The organism is Shewanella sp. LZH-2, assembly GCF_016859145.1.
GTDB classification, from domain to species: Bacteria; Pseudomonadota; Gammaproteobacteria; order Enterobacterales; family Shewanellaceae; genus Shewanella; species Shewanella xiamenensis.
In genome coordinates this window covers 3,551,597-3,573,219 of sequence record NZ_CP069350.1, presented here as the reverse complement: position 1 = coordinate 3,573,219, position 21,623 = coordinate 3,551,597, and the positions used below count along the sequence as shown (strand labels likewise).

General features: G+C 44.9%; 16 protein-coding genes. 8 read left to right on the top strand and 8 right to left on the bottom strand.

Translation table 11 applies throughout. From position 1 onward, the window contains the following. Positions 1-129: 129 nt before the first annotated feature. The 3 genes from JM642_RS15755 to JM642_RS15745 form a co-directional block, all read right to left on the bottom strand. A complete protein-coding gene (locus tag JM642_RS15755; RefSeq protein WP_203432121.1) occupies positions 130-885 on the bottom strand; it encodes a 23S rRNA pseudouridine(2604) synthase RluF in 756 nt (251 codons plus the stop codon). An 11-nt stretch (positions 886-896) separates the two neighbouring features. After that, a complete protein-coding gene (locus JM642_RS15750; protein ID WP_037415052.1) occupies positions 897-1,592 on the bottom strand; it encodes a hypothetical protein in 696 nt (231 codons plus the stop codon). Between the two features lie 190 nt (positions 1,593-1,782). After that, entirely contained in the window at positions 1,783-3,120 is a 1,338-nt protein-coding gene (locus JM642_RS15745; RefSeq protein WP_055647033.1) for a Na+/H+ antiporter NhaC family protein, read from the bottom strand. 562 nt (positions 3,121-3,682) lie between these two features. Between JM642_RS15745 and JM642_RS15740 the strand changes: the two genes are divergently transcribed. Then, on the top strand, positions 3,683-4,522 hold the full coding sequence (locus JM642_RS15740; RefSeq protein WP_037415047.1) for an FAD:protein FMN transferase: 840 nt from the start codon (positions 3,683-3,685) through the stop codon (positions 4,520-4,522). A 149-nt stretch (positions 4,523-4,671) separates the two neighbouring features. On the opposite strand, the gene JM642_RS15735 is transcribed toward JM642_RS15740, so the two are convergent. Both JM642_RS15735 and JM642_RS15730 read right to left on the bottom strand, forming a co-directional pair. After that, positions 4,672-6,303: a methyl-accepting chemotaxis protein gene (locus JM642_RS15735; RefSeq protein ID WP_144374734.1), complete on the bottom strand. Its 1,632-nt coding sequence runs from the start codon at positions 6,301-6,303 to the stop codon at positions 4,672-4,674. 134 nt (positions 6,304-6,437) lie between these two features. Next, positions 6,438-7,328 carry a DMT family transporter gene (locus JM642_RS15730; protein ID WP_203432120.1) on the bottom strand — a complete coding sequence of 297 codons (891 nt, stop codon included), beginning with the start codon at positions 7,326-7,328 and terminating at the stop codon, positions 6,438-6,440. 186 nt (positions 7,329-7,514) lie between these two features. On the opposite strand from JM642_RS15730, the gene JM642_RS15725 reads away from it, so the two are divergent. Further along, the gene (locus JM642_RS15725; protein WP_203432119.1) at positions 7,515-8,294 is read left to right on the top strand and encodes a helix-turn-helix transcriptional regulator; all 780 of its coding nucleotides are present in this window, start codon (positions 7,515-7,517) and stop codon (positions 8,292-8,294) included. Between the two features lie 528 nt (positions 8,295-8,822). Here JM642_RS15725 and JM642_RS15720 read toward each other — a convergent pair. Further along, positions 8,823-9,221, bottom strand: coding sequence for a GreA/GreB family elongation factor (locus JM642_RS15720; protein ID WP_203432118.1), 399 nt, complete (start codon positions 9,219-9,221; stop codon positions 8,823-8,825). 593 nt (positions 9,222-9,814) lie between these two features. On the opposite strand from JM642_RS15720, the gene JM642_RS15715 reads away from it, so the two are divergent. Next, entirely contained in the window at positions 9,815-11,107 is a 1,293-nt protein-coding gene (locus tag JM642_RS15715) for an aminotransferase class I/II-fold pyridoxal phosphate-dependent enzyme (protein WP_203432117.1), read from the top strand. Positions 11,108-11,185: 78 nt separating this feature from the next. Here JM642_RS15715 and JM642_RS15710 read toward each other — a convergent pair whose 3' ends face one another. Both JM642_RS15710 and JM642_RS15705 read right to left on the bottom strand, forming a co-directional pair. After that, the gene (locus tag JM642_RS15710; RefSeq protein WP_203432116.1) at positions 11,186-14,338 is read right to left on the bottom strand and encodes a DUF2339 domain-containing protein; all 3,153 of its coding nucleotides are present in this window, start codon (positions 14,336-14,338) and stop codon (positions 11,186-11,188) included. Positions 14,339-14,549: 211 nt separating this feature from the next. Continuing rightward, the gene (locus JM642_RS15705) at positions 14,550-15,683 is read right to left on the bottom strand and encodes a methyltransferase (protein WP_203433840.1); all 1,134 of its coding nucleotides are present in this window, start codon (positions 15,681-15,683) and stop codon (positions 14,550-14,552) included. Positions 15,684-15,942: 259 nt separating this feature from the next. Between JM642_RS15705 and JM642_RS15700 the strand changes: the two genes are divergently transcribed. The 5 genes from JM642_RS15700 (at position 15,943) to JM642_RS15680 (ending at position 21,226) form a co-directional block, all read left to right on the top strand. After that, entirely contained in the window at positions 15,943-16,605 is a 663-nt protein-coding gene (locus JM642_RS15700; RefSeq protein WP_203432115.1) for an alpha-ketoglutarate-dependent dioxygenase AlkB, read from the top strand. Between the two features lie 134 nt (positions 16,606-16,739). Beyond that, on the top strand, positions 16,740-17,060 hold the full coding sequence (locus JM642_RS15695) for a BolA family protein (protein ID WP_037415031.1): 321 nt from the start codon (positions 16,740-16,742) through the stop codon (positions 17,058-17,060). Positions 17,061-17,272: 212 nt separating this feature from the next. Next, positions 17,273-18,379, top strand: a complete 1,107-nt coding sequence (locus tag JM642_RS15690; RefSeq protein WP_188871449.1) for a TRAP transporter substrate-binding protein — start codon at positions 17,273-17,275, stop codon at positions 18,377-18,379. Between the two features lie 155 nt (positions 18,380-18,534). Then, positions 18,535-19,044 (top strand): S-ribosylhomocysteine lyase, encoded by a 510-nt coding sequence (gene luxS / locus JM642_RS15685; RefSeq protein ID WP_037415025.1) that lies wholly within the window; start codon positions 18,535-18,537, stop codon positions 19,042-19,044. Positions 19,045-19,174: 130 nt separating this feature from the next. After that, complete coding sequence (locus tag JM642_RS15680) at positions 19,175-21,226, top strand: TonB-dependent receptor (protein ID WP_203432114.1); 2,052 nt, start codon at positions 19,175-19,177, stop codon at positions 21,224-21,226. The last annotated feature ends 397 nt before the right edge of the window (positions 21,227-21,623 follow it).

The following is a 21,623-nucleotide window of genomic DNA, read 5'->3' as shown; positions in this document are numbered from 1 at the left end:
GCGGCTCTATCTATCCCGAGCTCAGGTTACCTAGTTAGCGCTGCACAGTGTAAAATCTTTTAGCTGAATAAATGGTTTATGGGGCGTAACGTCACATTGGTCTGAGATTCGTTACCACACCTCATCTGACTATATCGCCAGTGCGGCTTTTAGCGTTGTAATTTCAGTGGGTGTTAGCGGTCGCATTTCTCCCTCTGGTAGTGTGTTTGTTGCTGCTTTGCTTTCTGTGCAATTATCTTCGCTTACTGTTTCAAGGCTGAGTGTCATTAAGGCCACCCGTTGTAAATCGATAACCTTATAACCTAAGGCGCTGGACATCCGCCTAATTTGCCGATTTAAGCCTTGGATCAGCACTATTTCAAATTTATCTTCACTAAGCCTACGAACTTTACAGGGGAGAGTATCTACCTCTTTGTACTTTACGCCGCTGGCCATTAGCTTAATAAACTCATCGGTGAAGGCCCTCTCTAGCTGCACATGATAGGTTTTACTGTGGGCAAAACTGGGGTGCATCAGTTTGTGGGTGAGTTCGCCATCGTTAGTGAGCAGCAATAATCCGCGGGAATCCTTATCTAATCTGCCGACGGGGTAGAGTCTTGGTGTTGGCGGCAGTAAGTGGATCAAGCTGGATTTATCGTCTTTGAGTAAACGGCAATCTGTACCTACGGCCTTATTGAATAGCCAATAGGTAAGAATTTCGCTGCCTAATACAGGTTTTGCATCCAAGCAAATACTATCAAGGCATTGACCATCTGTATCGAGCTGGACTGGGTCGTGATGTGTGGCAATCTTACCATTTCGTGTAATGCGTCCAGCCTCAATTAAGCGGCAGGCCTCTCGGCGTGAACTGATGCCACATTGGGCAAGGTATTTAGCTAGACGCATAAATGATTAAGTTAAAACGGGTGATGGACTTGGGCGCGATAATACAGGATTTTGGATAAACGACGCATCGCAAATGCAAGGCTTAAGCACCAAATAATATTGAGGTTCGTTTGCAGCCACATATTGGTACTAACCAAACAGAAATGATTGTCTATATCACAGGGCGGAAAATCCAGTTGGCTCCAATCCAGTTGTAAACTCAGGCTAATAGCGCTGATAAAACTTAATAAACTCAAGTAAAACAATGGCCTTGGGCAGATAAGTTTAGGAACGACTCCGGCAATAATCACTAAGGCATGCAAGGTTAGCGTGCTTAAGAGATAGCTAGTGGAAACCAGTCTATGCATGGTTAAAAAGTTAATCGGAAAAATGCCCATCAAAATCACCGAAGTGCCAACCCAAACTCCTGTGAGTGCAATATATTGGCTAAAGCTATCGAGCTTGAGTAAGTACAGCCCAGCCATAGAGATCAGCATGCAAATCCCTGCGGCCAATAATCCTAAATTAAACACATAGGCAAGGGGCGAGTGGGTATAGTCCCCTAAAAAATCGGCGCGGATAAATAGGGCGCTAACGCCCATGGTTTGGTATTGTCCATACAGAGCAACCATCACTCCTATCGCACTGAGCAGTGCGGCTCCCACAATCAACCAAGTGATTAGGCGATGTAAATCGTAAAAACTGGGTTCACGCTGTCTTGGATTCATTTGGCTTTTAATGAATAGTGGTGTGGGTTAAGGGGCAAGGTTGAATAATCGGGTGTAACTTGCCTGAATCCCTTCATGAAGGCAAGTATTCTAAATAGCGCTGCATTTAACCTTTAAAACAAAGGGAGCCAGTCAAGTGGCTCCCTTTGTTTTGTGTTGCTTTCAATAAACCTTGTGATACTTAACTACATCAGTGGCGTTTACGGAAAATGACAATTGCAATGGCTACTGCTGCGAGGATCATGCAATACCATGCATGGGACACGGCTGCTAGCGGTGTGATGCTAAATGTCGAGGCGATTAACAGCGCTTGTGCACCATAGGGTATTAACCCTTGGATAATACAGGCAAAAATATCGAGTACACTGGCAGCTCGTTTAGGTGTTACGCCGTGTTTTTCTGCGAGATCTTTCGCAATGTCACCAGTGACAACAATCGACACCGTATTGTTAGCAACGCAGCTATTGGTCACGGCTACAATTCCCGCCATCCCTAATTCGGCCGCGCGGCATGAGGCTTCGCCTTGGGCTTTTGAGAAACGGGTGATGAGCTTTTCAATCTGTTTGCTCACAAAGGCTAAACCACCTTGTTGCTGCATCAGCGCGGCTAAACCACCGACTAACATCGACAGGATAAAAATTTCCTGCATATTGCTAAAGCCCGCGTAGATATCCTTACCAAATTGGATCACGCCATAGTCCATCGTCAGCAAACCAGTGGCTCCCGCAAGCAGTATGCCTAAGGTTAAGACGACAAACACGTTTAGCCCTGCAACTGCTAATACTAGAATCGTCAGGTAAGGAATCACCTTAATAAAGTCGATATCTTGAGCGGCTAGATCGGCTTGGCCTTGTCCTGCGATGACAAAGGCAACAAAGGTCAGCAGTGAAGCTGGGATAGCAAAAATCAGGTTCTCGCGGAATTTATCTTTCATATCACAGCCTTGAGTTCGAGTGGCCGCAATCGTGGTATCCGAAATAATTGAGAGGTTATCACCAAACAGGGCGCCAGACATCACGGCACCTGCCATCAGGGCATAATCAATTTGTGCCTGGTCGGCAACGCCTAAGGCGATAGGTGCCACGGCGGCGATTGTACCCATAGAGGTACCCATGGCCGTTGCAATAAAGGCGGCAATCACAAAAAAGCCTGGCAGTAATAGGTTTGAGGGAATAAGAGATAAACCTAAGGCTACGGTTGCATCGACACCGCCAGTGGCTTTCGCTACCGCCGCAAAGCCGCCAGCCAGCAAGTAAATTAAACACATGGCAATAATATTGCTATGGCCAATTCCACCAATAAAGGTATCAATGGCTTGATTTAATTTTTGCTTTGATAACACCAAAGCCAGAATAATGGCCGGCAAAATAGCAATCACACTCGGTAATTGATAGAAAGCAAAGTCCACACCTTGGCTTTGGAAATAGACGCCTGCGCCAATAAACAGACTTAAAAAAACGAATAAGGGTAACAGGGCAACAAATGATGCCGGGTTACTCGGTGCAGTGGTTTGGGTTGATTGACTCAATGTAATTTCTCTTTTACTCGGCGGGTTGTCTGCGTGCTCCTTGGCAGTCAAACTCGCTCTAAATCTATGTCGCCTTGGCATCATATCCTAGCAACTTGGTGCCAAGCATATTGGATTGCCAATTTACTGTCAATCTAGACGTCTAGATGTTTTTACTTCCGTTGTAATCTGTTCGTTAAAAAGAGGTTTAAATCGTGGTTTGTCTTAATTTTTAATCTTAATAAACAGTATATTAAAACTATTCTATTAATGATTTACTGGTTGTTGTTAGCCAATGCTAAATGTGGATTACTCAGTAATATAGCAATAGGGGGCTATTTCTTCCTCCACCGCTGATACAGTTTAGTGGATCTTAAGTTGGTGTACGATTCGGTGTTGTTAGGTTTTCTGTTGTTTTTGACACGGTACTACGTGCTGAGAGTGTGAGGAGTTATGTTAGTTTTTAACATTTTAATTTTGCGGGTATCTTTTCGCATAACATACTAAGGCCACTCTTGCTGTTAGTAACCAGATGCGGTAAAACGGTGATCCTTCATCCACACCTCACATAGCCAGCAGCATCGTGATACGAAGAGCTAAGCCATTACTGGGCACGTTAATTGAAATTGCAGTCGAATCGGTAGTTGAAGAACCCAGCCAACCAACACTCGATGAGCAAGCCATTCAAGCTGCGATTACTGCGGCTTTTTCTCGCATTGCACAAATTGGACGTTTATTAAGTTTTCATCAGCAAGATAGTGAGTTAAATCTTCTAAACCGTCAGCCTGGCCATTGGGTCACCCTAAGCCAAGATAGTCTAAGGGTATTTAAATTAGCCAAGTGGTTTGGTAAAGCTAGCGACAACTTATTTAATTGCACCATTGGTGGTGAAATGATGTCTCGCGGGGCGTTACCTTGCTACCTTGGTATGCCGCTACTTTTGCAGGGCGATTGGCAAGATATTGAAATTAAAGGGAACCAAGCGCGGTTAGCTCGGCCATTAATTGTTACTTTTGACGGTATCGCCAAGGGGTATGCGGTTGATATGGCAGTAAGTGAGTTACGTCGTGCAGGGGTTTCTGGTGGTTGGGTCAATGCGGGAGGGGACTTGCGAGTATTTGGTTCTGCCTCCTTGGATGTGCTTTGTCGAGGCTCAAATGGATTAAGCCAGAAGATAACAGTCCGCAATATGGCTCTGGCAAGCTCACGAGTTTCGCAGCAATTGAGCCTAGGTTGTCCAGCATTATTACTGCCGACAGGTAATGTCGATATGATGAGCTTTGATGCGTCTAATGAGCGTGTTGTTAGCGTTCAAGCGCCTTTCGCATGGCGTGCAGATGCACTAACCAAGGTGGCTGGTTATCTTTCAGCTAAAGCTGCAAAAGATAAAATTAATCAGCTCGGCGGCCAGTTAGTCTGTTAACCGTTATATTTAAACATGCTCGGTACTAAGGCGGTGTGGTTGACGTGCCGCAGTTTGATGTACCTATCGGATTATTCTCTTCAAGCCATTGTTTTAAATGAAAACAGGCCAATCCTTTTGGGCTTGGCCAGTATCTCAAATGCCTCTCTTTAAGCGACTTTAAAGCGTGAGACTTCTTTTTGTAGATTGCTACAAATGGCTCGGGTATTGACCACTATTTGCTGTGTTTCTTGGATCACTATATTGCAATATCTTGTTTTATCAGACAGTTCGGTCAAGTTACGATTGATTTCCTCAGTGACGTGGGTTTGTTCTTCTGTTGCGGTCGCGGTTTGAGTCGACATCTCACTGACTTTAGAAGTGGAATTTAGGATCTGATCTAAGGCATCTTGTGTCTGACTGGCAAGGGTAACCGTCGAATGGGTGAGGCTGGCGCCTGATTCAATACTCTTCACCGCATCATTAACGCCCCGCTGCAATTCTTCGATCATGCTCTGAATATCTTGAGTCGACGTTTCGGTACGACTCGCCAGAGTACGTACTTCATCGGCGACCACCGCAAAACCACGCCCTTGTTCACCAGCACGAGCAGCCTCAATGGCAGCATTAAGAGCGAGCAGATTAGTTTGCTCCGCAATTGAGCGGATCACATCTAGTACCGAGGCAATATTAGCGGAGTTGACGGAGAGCTTTTCGATAACAGCGACTGCATTTTTAACCGATTCAGACAATTGCTGAATATGATGCACCGATTGCGTGAGGATTTTTTTCCCCTCAATAGTCTGATCATTGACCTTAGTGATTTCGGTAGCAGTATGCAGGGCGTTGCTGGCCACTTCCCTTACCGCTGCACTCATTTCATTTACGGCTGTAACTATGGTGTCGACAAATTGTTCCTGCTCGTGGCTGATCCCTATGGTAGTAGCTGATTTAGTCGCTAGGTTTTCAACAGTATGGCTCACATCTTTGGTTTGGCTGATAATGGCGATTACCATCTGTTGCAGCTGGGCAACGAACAAGTTAAAAGCATTGGCCAGTTCGCCAATTTCATCTTGGCGAGTGATAGGAATTCGTTGGGTTAAGTTGCCATCACCATCGACTATGTCATTAATTCTATTAGTAATGTCTTGAATCGCGTTGACAATAATCTTAGGGCCAAAGTAGGCAATCACGAGGGCGACAATAGCGACAAGCGTAGCGATCGTAACTGACATTTGAGTTTGGGCTGTAGCCTGCTCGGTGGCTTGTAAATCCAGTTCTTTAACGCGATTGTCGGCGGCTTCACCTGCGGTATTGTAGATGTTTCTTAGGGCTTTAAACTCTTTTTTGGATTTGCTTTCGTGTAGTTGTCTTGCTAGGTCAAACTGACTATTTTTTACTGCATTTATCACGTCAGATGAGGCTTGATACCAGAGCGAAAACTGTGCTTCAAAGCCATTGGTGGATTGCAATACTTGGGCATGATCCTGCAAGAGTTTTTTAAACTCCCCCATTCGATCGCGGGCCTGATCGACATTCTCTTGCCAGTTATCTATTTCGCTTTTACGGCTGTCACTACCCAGATCGGATCTGAGTAACACTTCTTCACTTAGCTGTGCTTGGTAGAGATCGCGGTCAGCGTTGAGAATGGCTGAAATCGCAGGATTAAATAACTGACTAAACTCCTGCATTTGCTTAAGAGTTGAGCGGCTTTGCATAGCATCAGTAATTGCCATAACGATCAAGGCGGTCGCCATAATGGCAAACATCAGCGAAAACTTTACTCGAATACTATTAAACATAGGGTACTCCATAACGTACTGACAAAATTGCTTATTAAATAGCTTAGTCGCTATTTTGTGGTTTGCAGTAACAACAGACAATTAAGGAGAATCATCGTAGGAAAGCCCCACTGATATGGGGCTATTGAGTCGATTTAATCAGCACAGGCGCTTAGGGCTGATATTTTAGGTTTGGGCTTTATCTGCACTAACATTACCCCCAAGATAACCATTGAACCGCCAAGGTAGTGATAAACGGCTAAGGTCTCATTTAAGATTATCGCCGCAAATATAGCCGCCAGAATTGGCATTAGATTGAAGAAAATACTGGTGCGTTCGGCGCCCAATTTGCTAATGCCATTAATCCACGCCCAAGGGGCGATGAGTGATGCGCCAAGGGCGGCGTACACAATAAGTGGTGCAGCTTGGCTGCTAATCGTGACGCTTGGCGCACTAAACAGCAGCGGAGTTAACATCAACACAGCGATAATGCCCTGAATATACACTGATTCCCACGTCGATATCGGTAGCTGCCAGCGTTTTAGCAGTACCCCATAAAGGGCGTACACAAACGCACTGATAAGTAATAATAAATCCCCCTCAGTAACCCCTATCGCCAGATTAGCCATATCCCCGTGGCTTAGCATAAACACTAAGCCCAGCAGTGAGATTAGGCTGCCAGCAAAAACTAATGGCGAGAGCCTTTGCTTGAGTAAAGGTACCGCTAAAAACAGGCTTATCATAGGTACTAACGAGTTGATTAATGCCATATTGGTGGCGGTTGTCGTCGCGGCGGCAAAATAGGCAAGGCTTTGGTTTAATACCATTCCTAAGGAGGCTAAGGTCGCTAATTTCGGTAGTAGAGGAATGATTGTTCTACGTTTTTTCAAGACGGGTTTGAGCATAAAAGGGGTAAGCACAAGCATGGCAAAAAACCAGCGATAAAAGGCAATGGCTTCGGGAGCTATAATTCCAAAGGAAAGTTTGTTAACAATGGCGTTACCCGCCCAAATCATTACGGCGAGTAGTGGAAATAAATACAACATAGGTCAGTCTTCATTGGAGGAAACGAGCCGATGCCAAGTGGCAAACGTGCTGTCATAGATAGTCGCTATTATTGCTGGTCTTTTATGATATAAATATTGCTTAAAAGACAATGTCAGTTCCTCGATAGACAACCACCGCATCAATCGATGTTTTGATTGGATGTAAAGTCGAGTTTTAGGAGTACGATGCACCCTATTTACCATCCACTTAATTCTGAGCAAGCGCCAGTGGCAGATATTTTCTTCAACTATGAAGCCTTTCTGCCCAATACCATTACACCAAAACATAGCCACATTTGGGGGCAATTACAGCTGATCAGCGGTGGCATTATGGAGTTGCATGCGGCTGGACAACGATTTTTGTCGCCATCCCAATATGCGATTTGGGTGCCAGCAGGCGTAGAGCATGAGAGTTACACCCGCCGCAGTATCCATTATTGCTCATTGAATATTGTTGCCTGTCGGGCGCAGGTTTTTCCTGATGAAACTTGTTTACTTGTGGTGACGCCGATAGCGCAGGCAATAGTGAACGATCTCCGCCAGCGGCAGGTGCGTGTTGCACAAACGGATGCGGATAAACGTTTGGTTGAGGTGTTAATTGACCAGTTAATCTTAGGTCAGGCGCAGCCACAATTTTTGCCTTCGAGTACCGATAAACTGTTGCAACCTATTTTGCAGCAACTTGAACTCGAGCCAGCCAGTCAAATAAGCCTTAAAAGCTGGGCGAGTGAATTACATACCACAGAACGCACACTCGCTCGGCGTTGCCAAGACCGCCTTGGAATGAGTTTTACTGAATTGCGTCAGCGGCATAAGTTTATTTATTCGTTGCAATTGCTACGTGAAGGCTTATCAATCAAAGACGTTGCCCTGACATTGGGCTATAACCAAACTTCACCCTATATTGTGATGTTTAAAAAATATGCTCAATACTCACCCGAGCAATATCGCCGCCAGCTGGCATAAAAATAGGGCGCGGCTATCGCCGCACCCTATGTCATAAAAGAGAGGATTTAAGGGATTTTTATAACAGGCATTAATCGGAGGCTTTTTGGCGATTCCGCTTATCCTGTCGCTTCTCTTTTAAGGTTTTCATCGGCGGTTTTTTCGCTTTTTCTTTACTCATGGAAAATACTCCTAACTAAAATGAGATTAAGTAAAGTCAAACTATCGAGTGTAGCGCCGCATTCTCACCGACAGTTAGTTCAAATTAATCTATCGATAAATTTGAATAATTTAAAGCATTCTGAGCGAGATAAAACACTTTGACCTCTTTATGGTTTATACATAAGCGCTGCCATACTTAGTAAGTTTTTAAGAGGAGTAAGTGTTAGCTCTCTGCTATTAATTTATTTCGCGGCCAGTAAATAACTTCAAAATCGTATCCTCCAATATATTTTATGCCTGTGCTAGATGCCGCCGCAAATAGCGACCTAAAAGCATGTTGCCACTGAAATTTGAACATGCTTTATTCTAAAGTTGTTATTTTTGCCGTTAATTTTTAGGTTGTCTCTTGCTAAGAGAAATATCCTTCACCATAAACAGCACTGGCTTACCTAAAATATTTACCTCAGCATATTCGCCTTTGGTACGGCCCAGTAAGCTCACACCTAAATCGGAAATGACAGAGTAGCGACCCGCTCTTGGTTTGTGTCTAGGTGGGTATACCAGTTCTATACGATACTCCTGCTGATCCTGTTGATTAACGAGGAGGACTTCACGCCCAACGGTCACTTTATCTAGGGTTTCTTCACTTTTAAGTTGATCGAGCTTTGCTATCACCGCCGCCAGTGCGGTGGGGCGTAATGAGGCATTAAAACTGTTTTGCAAGTAATAGGTTTCTGTTTTCAACATAAAAGACTGAAATATATTACTAAAAAAAGAATAAAACATAGCTACCCCAAATATGAGCTAGATAACAGCTAAGCCCCAGCATAAAAATAGGAGCAATAAATTGAAATGTGGGTAATCAGATGCCGAGTGCGAGTAGCACTCGGCTTAAACTGGGAATTTAAGAGACAGGCGTACCGCGCGGGATAAATAATCAAGTGTATTCAGCATTAACCAAGCTGACTTAAGTCTGAGTAATGAAAATGCATTTTTTAACATAGGCTACATCTCCATATAAATTTAAGATTAAATTAATCATCTAACAGAGTTAATGATTAATGACTAATAAACTGTCCATACCATAGGCCAACTAAAAAAATAAAGCAAGCCTGAAAATGATTGTCATATTAATAACAATATAATAACGGATAAATGGGTAAAACTTATTTTACTCAAAATACTTGTTCTTTAATTGCAGCTGTTAAATTTTAAAGCACTATGTATAAAAATGTTTAGACTTCTAGATGGCCGTCTGGTAGCTTGGGTGCAGTGCACAAATCTTGTGCGGTTTTAGTGTCTATTTTCGCAAAGTGCCCCCAATGTTTGTGTTGGCTTAGGCGCAATGGTTGGGAATTTTTCAGGGGAAGGAAGCAAAAATGAAACTTGAATCACTGGCGTTACACCACGGATATGAATCAGAGGCAACGACTAAAGCTGCTGCGGTACCTATTTATCAAACGACGTCCTATACCTTCGATGATACCCAGCATGGTGCTGATTTATTTGACTTAAAAGTTGCTGGGAATATTTATACGCGGATTATGAATCCAACGACCAGCGTACTTGAGCAGCGTCTTGCCGCCATTGAAGGTGGGATCGGTGCGCTTGCTGTGGCGTCTGGCATGGCGGCTATTACCTATGCGATTCAAGCTCTAACTCAGGTTGGCGATAATATCGTCAGCACCAGCCAGCTCTATGGCGGTACTTACAATCTGTTTGCCCATACGCTGCCGCGCCAAGGAGTCGAAGTGCGGATGGCGGCCTTTGATGATTTTGAAGGACTTGAAGCTTTAATCGATGCCAAAACCAAGGCGTTATTTTGTGAGTCTATCGGTAACCCCGCCGGTAATATTGTCGACCTTAAACGTTTAGCCGAGATTGCCCATAAACACGGTGTGCCTTTAATTGTCGATAACACTGTCGCCACGCCAGTCCTATGTCGCCCGTTTGAGCATGGTGCCGATATCGTTATTCATTCCCTCACTAAATACATTGGCGGCCATGGTACAACCATTGGCGGTGTGATTATCGATTCGGGTAAATTCGATTGGATGGCGAATAAAGAACGTTTTTCCTTGCTAAATCAGGCCGATCCTTCCTACCACGGCGTGGTCTACACCGAAGCCTTTGGCCCTGCGGCCTTTATCGGACGTTGCCGTGTGGTGCCGCTGCGTAATACGGGGGCGGCACTTTCACCCCACAGTGCTTTTTTACTGTTGCAGGGGCTTGAAACCTTAAGCCTTAGAATGGAGCGCCATTGCTCAAATGCGTTGGCATTGGCCGAATACTTGATACTGCATCCTTCCGTTAGCTGGGTCAATTATGGTGCTTTGCCGAGCAGTCCTTACCGTGAGAATTGTGAAAAGTTCACTGGCGGTAAAGCCTCTGGGATCATCAGTTTTGGTATTAAAGCGGTAACGCCAGAGGAAGGTAAAATCGCGGGAGGTAAGTTTATTGATGCCCTGAAGATGGTTTTGCGCTTAGTGAACATTGGTGATGCGAAATCGTTAGCTTGTCATCCTGCCAGCACCACCCACAGACAGCTGGATGCGAATGAACTTGCTAGAGCTGGGGTGTCTGAAGATCTCATTCGTATTTCCGTCGGCATTGAACATATCGACGATATTATCGCCGATGTTTCGCAGGCGCTGGAAAAAGCTTTGATGTAAAGTTTGTCATATCATCGTATGTGTTTGAAAAAGGCCGCTAGTAGAAGCGGCCTTTTGCGTTTGAAGGATAAACGTCTCTTACTCATTTACTTGTTGTAGGCGGTTACGCGCCTTTTGATAAAAGTAAGATACGCTCAGTAAAATGACTCCAATTAACATAAAGGCGATCACTTTTTGCACCAGTTCAAAGGACGCCATATCCAGTAATAACACCTTGAGCGTGGCTAAGGTAAAGAGCCCTGCGGCGAGGCGGATCATATCCGCATGTTGGGGTTTTAAGCTGATAAACATCAATACACTGCCATGCACCACTAATAAAATCGCACTGAGCGGCGCGGCAATCATGTTATCAAATACATAACTCCAGGTGAGATAGCTGAGCGCAAGTAATCCATGCCAACCCCATTTCAACCATTGCAGCGGTAAGAAGCGTCTATGTAAACGGATAGCAACGCCGCGGCATAATATCAGCGTGGCAAGCAATGCTAAGGCGGTAAATTCGCAGAGGATCAGTAACGCATTATTTAAATCTACTCTCAACGATATCTCAAAATGCAGCAGGATAGGCAGCAGCGCTAGGCCAAGGCAAAGACCGTAGGCAAGACTGTAGCTTGAGCGCACTGCGGCTTGGATTTCACAGGCAATGTGACCGAATAAGCTAGTCTTTTCGCCCGTATGGTTAGCTCCTCTTTGGAGTAATAGTGCAAAGTAGCCACTGAGCGCTAAAGCCGTCATCGACCAAGCCACCACATCAGTGCGATTTAATCCATAGACAAGTACAGCCAGCGGCAGTGCAAAGTAATAGGGACTCAGTTGCCATTGAAGGGTTAATAGCAGACGCCATCTGTCGGGGAGAGTGCGATAACGAATGAGTACAAATCCCATAACAAGCATGCCAATCAGCAGCGCAATAAGCCCTTGCCAGATTTCAATCAGACATAAGCTCGCTGTGGTGAGTACGGCAAGCCAGGTCAGAATTTTAGTTTCAATCTCAAGGGCTTTGTGTCTAACCACATAGGCAAGTCCAAGGCTGAATAGGCTGCTAAGCCAGAATGCGGCGGCGGTAAACTCCCAATAACTGCGGATGACTTTAGGTAATAAAAGCAGTGGTAAAAGAAGATAACAGCCGATTTGTATCTGTTTAGCGGCCTGAGCGAATAAGGATTCTGGATAGCATCTACGATACCAATAATGACCCAACAATAGGGCGGCGAACAATTCAATCCGTGCTAGTTTGGCCATCAGTGGTTGTGCACTAAAACTCATGCTGCCGGAGAGGGTAACGCCTTCGATTACAGCAAACAACAATGGTAGCAGCAATAGCCAGGCGGCAAACTCACTGACCACCAGTTTGTCTTTGCTACTTAAATATAAGAGTAACAGGCTAAGGAGTGGCACAATGGCGAGGTAGTAATCACTGCTAACAAGATAAGCTGTAATCAATAGCGTCGCGACATAAAACCCGCTGAGGCTTTCTTTTAGCAGATAACAGAGTTGCCCTTCTAAGGTGGAGAGTGTTGATTCATTAGTTTTTAATTGATTGATTGTAAATAACAATCCGCCAGCACTTAAAGCTAATGCGATAAGAGGGAAGCCAAGGGCACCCACTGGCGATAAGCCGCCGAGTTCGAGTAAGGTCAAGCCCGATAGTAGGCTGTAGGCATTGAGCGCCAGTCCCATCACTAGCAAGACATAGGCTTCGGCGCGCACTGAAATCAGTTTTTCGTTGAGCCCAATCCACAACAGTAATATTGCCTCGAGTAGCAATACTAATCCTAAGAAATCATGCCTTACCAGATAAAGTGCCGCAAAGGCGGCAAAGCTTCCGCCAAACACTAGCAAGAGGCTAGATTGGGATTTAGCGAGCCGATTGTTAAGTTTAAGGTATAGCCCTACGCAGACTAGTGCGTTAGCGATAAAGATTTCCCCTGCAAACTCAGTAAATTGTGTCAGTTCAAAGATCACAAAAGCCAATAACGCAATCGGCAGTGCCAATACCCTATGGCTTAGTGATGTTGTCGATGAGTTAACGATAAGCCCAGCTAGCCCATAGAGATAAAAGAGCGCGTTAAGACTCAAAACGGCCAGCACAGCTTCGCCGTGCCAATGCTGGAGTGGTAAATCGACAAAATAGCTGAAGGCTTCAATACAAGCGATATGTAATAAGGCGGTCATTTCAAGCAGTAATGGCCACTGCAATTTGCGGCTTTGTGCTAATGCCCCAGTACCAATCAGCAGTAAGTAGGGAATATATAGCAGCGGCGCATAGCTTTGGGATAACAGCATCATTGGTGCCGTTGAGCCACCAATTAAGGCGATGACCGCAATGACTTTGGCATCGAGGCGCATTGAAAGGCCATAGCCCGCTAAGGTAATCAACAGCAATAGAATAAAGCTGGCGCCGTTGGGAATAATCTCAAAATAGGGGCCAATAAAATAAGCGCATAGGTAGTTTAAGATCAGCCCTAATCCAACGATTCCCGAGCCAAAGTCGGTCATACCTTGGCGTTTTTGACGGATAAAAATGCCGCCAGCGATAATCGCATTTGCACAGCCAAAACCGAGTAATGCTTTACCGAGTTCAGAAAACCAGTGATTGATGGAATATTGCAGCAGATAACCAAAACCTAGGGTGAGGGTAATAATGCCGGCCACAGTCATTAAAAACACTGGCCCCAAGCCCTTCGCTTGATAATGTTGATAGAAGCCTTTTAGCTGTTCTTTTATGGCCACAAAGGGAGTCATTATTGCGGCAACGCCTTGCGATAAAAAGGCTTCTACTTGGGCTTCAACTTGGCTTGTTGCTTGAACACCTAGTTCTACCCGAGTTTGCTTTATCAGCTCGAAATCAGTGGCTTGTGGCGAATCATGTTGCTCGCGAGAGCGCGGGTTAGTTTGGCGCTGCCATGGATCATCCTGCCAAGGTGACGTGGCTGGTGCTTGTGACTCAATAGGATGTGAAACCGTTTCGGACTGCAGAGCGGCATGGCTCGCCATTGCGTGGGTATCTGTTGTGATCGCAATCGGGGATGACTCGGTAGCAGATTGCTCAGTTATGCTGCTCGTGTGAATAAAACCATTATTTTGCTGTTCAAGCTTTAAGCTTAAGGAATCGAGTTTGGCTGAGAACTCAGCTAGTTGGCGGTCAAGTGAAGATTGCTGCGCGAGGTGCTGCAACGTTAATTGCGTCAATTCTGCCTTGAGTTGCTCTACGTCATCCTTTAACTGCATATCAGTATCCTAAATACGCTATCCATATAAATCAGGTACATAAAAGTCTAAGTTGTTTAGTTTTATGTATTTGCTTTCGCGGATTGTACTGACAACTTCGGGCGGCGGCTAGTTAAAAGCCGCTGTTCAGAACATTCTGATGATGAGCATCTGAGCTAATTTTGCGAAAACAGCGCTAATCGCTAGCGCCAGTTTCGCGGTGTAGAAAGGACTATTTTTGGGCTTGCAGGATGACAAATTTGCCATTTGAGGCAACGGTGGTGCAGTTTTTAAATAAGCGTTGTAATTTCACATGGTAAGCCAAGTGACGATTGCCCACTATATGTAAAATCCCACCATTTTTTAACCGACGACGGGCATCTAAAAACATTTGCCAAGCAATATGATCGGTAATGGCCTCACCTTGATGGAAGGGCGGATTACACAGCACTAAATCAGGCTCTACATTATCGGGAAAGTGGCTCATGCAATCATCCCAATGAAAATGTCCTTTGCCTTCGGGGAGTTGATTGGTTGTCCAATTGGCCTTTGCCGAGGCAACAGCCATTTCGGAGTCATCGATAAAATGGATATCGGCATTGGGATATAATTGGGCGGCACGAAGTCCGAGCACGCCATTACCACAGCCAAGGTCGACAACCGTGTTAAATTCACCTTTTGGCAGATTATCGAGCATAATTCGTGCGCCAATATCGAGCTTGTTGGCGGCAAAGACATTGCTTAAATTGCTGATTTTCAGGTTAAACTCTGGAATATCCCAAATGATTTCATTTGGCAGTGTTCTTGGCTTACCATCACTAATACAAGTGATCACGCGGGTTTTCTTCCAAGCAAGGCTGGCGCTCGCTGGCCCCAAGTGTTTAGCAAATAATGCCAGTAAACTCGCGTTGATTGATTTGGCTTTTGCGCCAACTAAGACGCGACAGCCAGCGGGTAATACCTGCGACAGGCGCATGAGCTGGTGGGCAAAGTAGGTGAGATTCTTCGGTAATTTCATCAACACTAAGGCGACATCTTGAGGCAAGGTGTCGCGACTGGTAAACCATTGCAGGTTATCCATCGGCAACTGATTGTGATGATGATTTTGCTCGGCACCTAAAAAACTGGTTCTGGCATCGGTTTCAACGCGAAGCGGCCAGTTGGGATTGATACGCGAGAGGGCGCAACTTAAGGCGCCAAAACTATCGTTAATAATGGCCGTTGGCACAGCTGGTTGTTCACCTTCAATCAAACTATTGATTAAATGCTCGTCTGCGGCATCCCACGCTTGAAGATTCGATTCCTGCGATGCGGGATAGCGAAATAGTGCGAGTTCTATTCCTGCTACTGAAAATTGTGTCGTCATGTTGTGTTGTGCCAATAAAAATAAGGCGCTGATTATCGCAGATTTCATGGCCGCTTGCGATGTTTGCCTTAGTTTGTATACCTTGAAGTATGTCTTTGATGCCGTACCATGGCAGCCAAGTTTACTGGTCAAATTTGAATCCTCAGACTGAGGCTGGATACACTGTTGACTCGCAACGCTGCGCAAACCTACGTAAAACACTACTATCATTGGCGTTAGGCTGATTGTCGAAAGAGCGAACTGTGAATAAGGTGGGGGTATGAAACAAGCTGAATTAGGATTCGAATTTGAGGATTATCCTTTGGATACACCTGATGATGTGCTTGCCATCGAAAGCCTCGATATTGGACAACTCGAACCACCTATCACCTTAGTGCGGGATTATCTAGGTAAGGCGCAGCAAAATGCGTTGATTAATGAGGCGCAATCATATCCGCTTACTCGCCCGCAAATTCAAGTGTTTGGACGATACCATTCGATCCCTCGCCAGCAGGTTTGGTATGGCGATTTGGGATGTGACTATATGTATTCGGGGCTATTTATTCGCGCCTTGCCTTGGCCTCATTATCTGCAAAAATTACGCGATAAATTGCAGCGAGATTTTAGCCTTGACAGTAATGGGGTGTTAGTTAACCGTTACGCCGATGGCCAGGATTGTATGGGGGCCCATAGTGATGATGAACCTGAAATTGCCCACGGCAGCGATATTGCCTCCATCAGCTTAGGTGCGACTCGTGATTTTGTGATGAAACATAAACATAGCAAGCTTAAATACACGATTAGTTTACATAGTGGTGATTTATTAATTATGCACTGGCCTATGCAACGTGACTGGTTGCACAGTGTACCTAAGCGCCTAAAGATCACAGAGCCTCGTTGGAACTACACATTTAGGCAACTTATCGTTAATTATCATGGATAATTGAAAGGTTATTGATTTCAAAATGTTGTCGGATTTGTTAGGTTTTAAGTTGCAAAACGGGCGCTGAAATTTGATCTTTTATACTTGAAGCAGTACTCTGCGGCCACTGGATTTACCCATATTGAGAGTTGAATATGTCCAATACCCAAGTGCAGAGCACAGTGGCTGAGACCATCAATCAGAAGTTAACTGAGAGCTTCTCACCAACCTATTTAGAAGTGCTAAACGAAAGCCATCGTCATCATGTACCTCCTAATTCAGAGACTCACTTTAAAGTTGTGGTGGTCAGCGATGAATTTGAAGGGCTCCGTTTGCTTGCCCGTCATCGCTTAGTGAACAACTGTTTAGCCGATGAGTTAGCTAATGGTGTCCACGCGCTATCTATTCATACCTTTACTCAAAGTGAATGGGCGACGAACGTCGAGGTGCCTAAAACCCCCAATTGTCGCGGCTAATTAACGCTATTTAGGACGGGTCATGCTTAAAACAAAAAGCCACTTTATTAAAGTGGCTTTTTGTTTTAAGTCAAATTGGTCTCATTCTTAGGTTCCCCTGTCGAATATTCTGTGTTAACAATATGTTCTATTTATCGAGTTAAGCGCCTATTTTCTACAAAAAGAGTGCTATTTTTCATGTGGTTAACAGTTTTTGTTGCGGGGAGTGCGTGATGCGTTATTTGGGGGGGCTGTTATTTGCGGTATTGTTTTTTGGCGTGACTGGCTGTAATCCCTCATCTCAACATGCGGAGTCTATTTCCGTTGCTGAAGGGCCTCCTGTTAAAGAGGTGATTGAATGGCGTTTAGCCACTTCTTGGCCAAAAAATTTTCCTGGGTTAGGCATGGCCCCTGAGCGTTTTGCCACGCTTGTCGATGAGATGTCCCACGGCCGATTGCACATTAGCGTCTACGGCGCGGGAGAATTAATGCCTGCCTTTGCTGTATTCGATGGCGTTAGCCAAGGTAAAATCCAGATGGCGCATGCAGCCTCCTATTATTGGAAGGGCAAAGCCCCCGCCTCCCAGTTTTTTTCTTCAATTCCCTTTGGGATGACAGCACAAGAGATGAACGGCTGGTTACATTATGGTGGTGGTATGGCGCTGTGGGAGGAAGTCTATCGTCCCTTTGGCATTATCCCTCTGGCTGGTGGTAATACGGGAATGCAAATGGGTGGTTGGTTTAATAAACCCATTAATACTATAGCTGACTTTAAAGGATTGAAGATCCGCATGCCAGGACTCGGTGGTGAGGTGCTCAAACGTGCCGGTGCTGTGCCCGTCAATATGCCAGGAAGAGAACTCTATGGTGCTCTGCAAACTGGTTCAATCGATGCGGCTGAGTGGGTTGGGCCTGTGAATGATCTCGCCTTTGGCTTACATAAAGTGGCTAAATATTATTACTATCCCGGTTGGCATGAACCAGGTTCCAATATGGAGTTTTTAATTAACAAGGACGCTTTTGAGAATCTGCCTAAAGATTTGCAAGCCATCGTTAAGACGGCTGCGCGTGCCATTAATCAAGATATGTTGGATGAATACACCACGCGTAATGTCAGTGCACTTGAAACTCTCGTAAAAGAGGAAGGGGTAGAGCTTAAGGCGTTTCCGTCTGCCGTGTTAACTGAACTTGAACGGATCTCACAACAGGTGATTGCAGAGCAGGCGCAACAAGATCCCATGATGGACAAAGTCTATAGGGCTTATCATGCTTATGAGCAAGGCGTGCGTGAATACCATAAGATTTCTGAAGATGCCTACAGCCAACAACGACAGCATTAATGATGGCTATTTACCCAAAATGTTCATATTAGCACCTTACTGATATGAGATGATTTCATCTTGCGTTAACTTGTTACTGTTTGGTGTTATGCTTGCACTCATATAAATAGATAGCGACAGTGGCGTTGTATCGCCCTGATAATTTGGAGATCCCTATGCCATTACTTGATAGCTTTACTGTTGACCATACTCGAATGAATGCACCTGCTGTGCGTGTCGCCAAACATATGACTACCCCCAAAGGTGATGCGATCACAGTATTTGATCTACGTTTTTGCGCGCCGAATAAAGATATCCTTAGCGAGCGTGGTATTCACACTTTGGAACATTTATTTGCAGGCTTTATGCGTGACCATCTAAATGGCAATGATGTGGAAATTATTGATATTTCGCCAATGGGCTGTCGCACTGGGTTTTATATGAGCCTGATTGGTGTGCCCACTGAACATCAAGTGGCGGATGCTTGGCTTGCTTCTATGGAAGATGTGCTGAAAGTCGTTGAACAATCTGAAATTCCTGAGCTGAACGAATATCAATGCGGTACCTACGAGATGCACTCTTTGGAGCAAGCACAGGAAATTGCACGCAATATTATCGCTGCTGGTGTGAGTGTTAACCGCAACGATGATTTAAAACTCAGTGATGAGATTTTAGGTAAACTCTAAGCCGCAAATATGGGCTTAACGCGAAAGCGTCAAGAAAGCGACATTAGTCGCTTTTTTTTTCGAACTAATTCCGCTATTTTACAAAATAACAACAAACGCCGTACGCTAACAAAAATTTTGGGAGCTTGGTATGCCAAGTCGCTATTTTGTCATGTCGCTGACCGCGCTGGCGGTTTCCTGTATTTACGCTAACTCACTCAATGCAAATCCCCTTTATTCTCAAACGCTCGATTTAGCCAAGCTCAATGATCAGTACCATTCCAGCGATGATGCGATGCAATTAAGCAATCTTAATAGCTTAACCTTGCTTCGAGCCGACCATAGTGGCAATTCCGCCAATATCAGTATGCGTTCTGCCAGCCAAGGTGTCGCTGTAATGCAAGATCGGGTGTATTTCTCACCAGCGCCTTACTCAGCCCCTCAACTGCAACTCTTACCCCATCTTTTATTACAGCAAAGTGTGACGACTACACCACTGGCCAATATGGCTGTTGGTGGTCAGGGAGCGTTTGGGGTTGTGGATTATCAAAGCCTTAACATTATTGAGCGCCCGCAATCCGGCAGTGTTCAAATTGAGGGGACAACGGATTCCGATGTAAATGCTGGCCTGCGTTGGGGCGTTAAGCAAAAAGAATACGGAGCCTTATTTGCCGCCAATTATTTAAAACAACAAGGCGATGCGAATTTTTTAAACGGCAGTGATGCTGACAGAAAAAAAACGGATATCTTATTTAAGGTCAACGCCACGAGCTTGCTTGGTGCTCGCAGTCCACAGCAAACTGAATTTACCTATCAATTTATCGATGACGATAGTTATCGCTCATTGCTTGGGATAACGGCTGCCGACTGGCAGCAAGATCCATTACAGCTATATTCCGCTACAGCACAAGATAACCACCAAGGGAGACAGCATAAATACCAGTTATCACATCAAGTGGATTTGGGTGACAGTCGAGTGATTAGCGACTTTTACTATCAATCATATTCACAACAACTGGATCAGCTTGGCGCGTTTAATGGGCAAAATATTGGCTTGGGAACGCTTTACGACATTGCCGCCTTTGACCGAAATCCCAGTGTTAATGGTGCCGATATCAATATGTTGGTACAAGATAATGATTACAGTGCGTTTGGTGCTCAGACTCAGGCGATAAACCAATATGGAGAGCATCAAATTACCTACAGTGCTCGTTATCATACCGATAAAGCCGAAATGCGTTTCGGTGATCAAACGGCTTTGTGGCAAGCGGACAGAAGTATAGTGCGTGATGAGTCTAATGCGGTGTTAGCCTACATCGATGATGCCACTGCGCTGACGTCGGCAATCGACTCTTTATGGCGTTGGCAAGGTATGCAAATCAAGTTAGGGCTTACTTACGAGCATGTCAGTGTCAATCGTGAGCTTAGCTTAGTCTTTGCAGGGCTTGATGAAGCGGACTTTTCTGATAGCGATTGGATGCCACAATTTGGTGTGCTGTATGACGCTGGCGATTGGCGCTTTAGTACTGATATCCGCCGAGCGTGGGCAGCCGCGAGTGCAGGCAATCTTACTCAGGAAGCACAGGAGTCACTCCATTATCAAGTCAGCGCCCAATATGCGAGCGAAGGGATTAAGGCCGATTTGCGCGCCTATGTGCAAGAATTTGATAATCTACATGTTGATTGTGATAGCTATTCCATGTGTGTTGATAGTCGTCTACTCACCCAAGAGAATATTCCTGATGTGCTCAGCTATGGGATTGAACTCGGCCTAGGTTATCAGTGGATGCTGGGTGAATTTGAATTGCCCTTAGGCTTAAGCTATCAGTATCTTAGCGCTGAATATCAGACGAGCACCTGCACCGATATCCAAGGTTGCGTCCTGGAGGGCGACAAACTGGCTTGGTTACCCGAGCATCAATTGCAATTGAGTGCGGGGATTGAATACGCCCAATATCAATTAAACCTTGTTGCTGCTTATCAATCTGAGCGTGATTTCAGTCAGTATGGTAGTGAGTTGCAGCGTGTTGACGGTCAATGGCGTGCCGATATAGCGGCTAATTACGATATTGATAAGCACCATCGATTGTATGTTCGGGTCGAAAATCTACTTGATGAGTCCTTGGTAACCTCAGCATCAAATAGCGGAATTCGAGTAGAAAATGGACGGATCAGCTATTTGGGCTATCAATGGCGTTTCTAAACTGAGTTAAATCTTGTTTGACGTTTGTTCAGCAAGAAAGCGAAAAGGTATTTATATTTCTGGTTATCTTGATATATCGACCTTTTGCTAAATTAATTCTTTTAAAATTAATGTTATAGTATTTAGTGACCGTAATACTCTCTCTTTCTGAGCCCTCACTCGGTCGGAAGGTGAACGCTGTAGTGCATGATTCTTTTAAATCCTTATTTTAGGTTTGAAAACACCTATAATTTTCGTGGCGATGGCACGGCAATTGGGGTAAAATGCGCGCGACCAGCGTGATTGCGATCGCATTTCTGTGATAAATCTGCGCTAGCTCAATGCAGTAGGTTTTGTTTAAAACCTACGTATTTAGCAGGAACGCGGCGCATTGTCTTTCCTTCAAAACGTAGTGCTT

Bases quoted from the DNA above. Each gene is read 5' to 3' on its own strand.
- JM642_RS15720 (WP_203432118.1), bottom strand. From the start codon at position 9,221: ATGTTTTATTCTTTTTTTAGTAATATATTTCAGTCTTTTATGTTGAAA.
- JM642_RS15735 (WP_144374734.1), bottom strand. From the start codon at position 6,303: ATGTTTAATAGTATTCGAGTAAAGTTTTCGCTGATGTTTGCCATTATG.
- JM642_RS15750 (WP_037415052.1), bottom strand. From the start codon at position 1,592: ATGAATCCAAGACAGCGTGAACCCAGTTTTTACGATTTACATCGCCTA.
- JM642_RS15705 (WP_203433840.1), bottom strand. From the start codon at position 15,683: ATGACGACACAATTTTCAGTAGCAGGAATAGAACTCGCACTATTTCGC.
- JM642_RS15725 (WP_203432119.1), top strand. From the start codon at position 7,515: ATGCACCCTATTTACCATCCACTTAATTCTGAGCAAGCGCCAGTGGCA.
- JM642_RS15680 (WP_203432114.1), top strand. From the start codon at position 19,175: ATGCCAAGTCGCTATTTTGTCATGTCGCTGACCGCGCTGGCGGTTTCC.
- JM642_RS15700 (WP_203432115.1), top strand. From the start codon at position 15,943: ATGAAACAAGCTGAATTAGGATTCGAATTTGAGGATTATCCTTTGGAT.
- JM642_RS15715 (WP_203432117.1), top strand. From the start codon at position 9,815: ATGAAACTTGAATCACTGGCGTTACACCACGGATATGAATCAGAGGCA.
- JM642_RS15710 (WP_203432116.1), bottom strand. From the start codon at position 14,338: ATGCAGTTAAAGGATGACGTAGAGCAACTCAAGGCAGAATTGACGCAA.
- JM642_RS15690 (WP_188871449.1), top strand. From the start codon at position 17,273: ATGCGTTATTTGGGGGGGCTGTTATTTGCGGTATTGTTTTTTGGCGTG.
- JM642_RS15695 (WP_037415031.1), top strand. From the start codon at position 16,740: ATGTCCAATACCCAAGTGCAGAGCACAGTGGCTGAGACCATCAATCAG.
- JM642_RS15755 (WP_203432121.1), bottom strand. From the start codon at position 885: ATGCGTCTAGCTAAATACCTTGCCCAATGTGGCATCAGTTCACGCCGA.
- luxS (WP_037415025.1), top strand. From the start codon at position 18,535: ATGCCATTACTTGATAGCTTTACTGTTGACCATACTCGAATGAATGCA.
- JM642_RS15730 (WP_203432120.1), bottom strand. From the start codon at position 7,328: ATGTTGTATTTATTTCCACTACTCGCCGTAATGATTTGGGCGGGTAAC.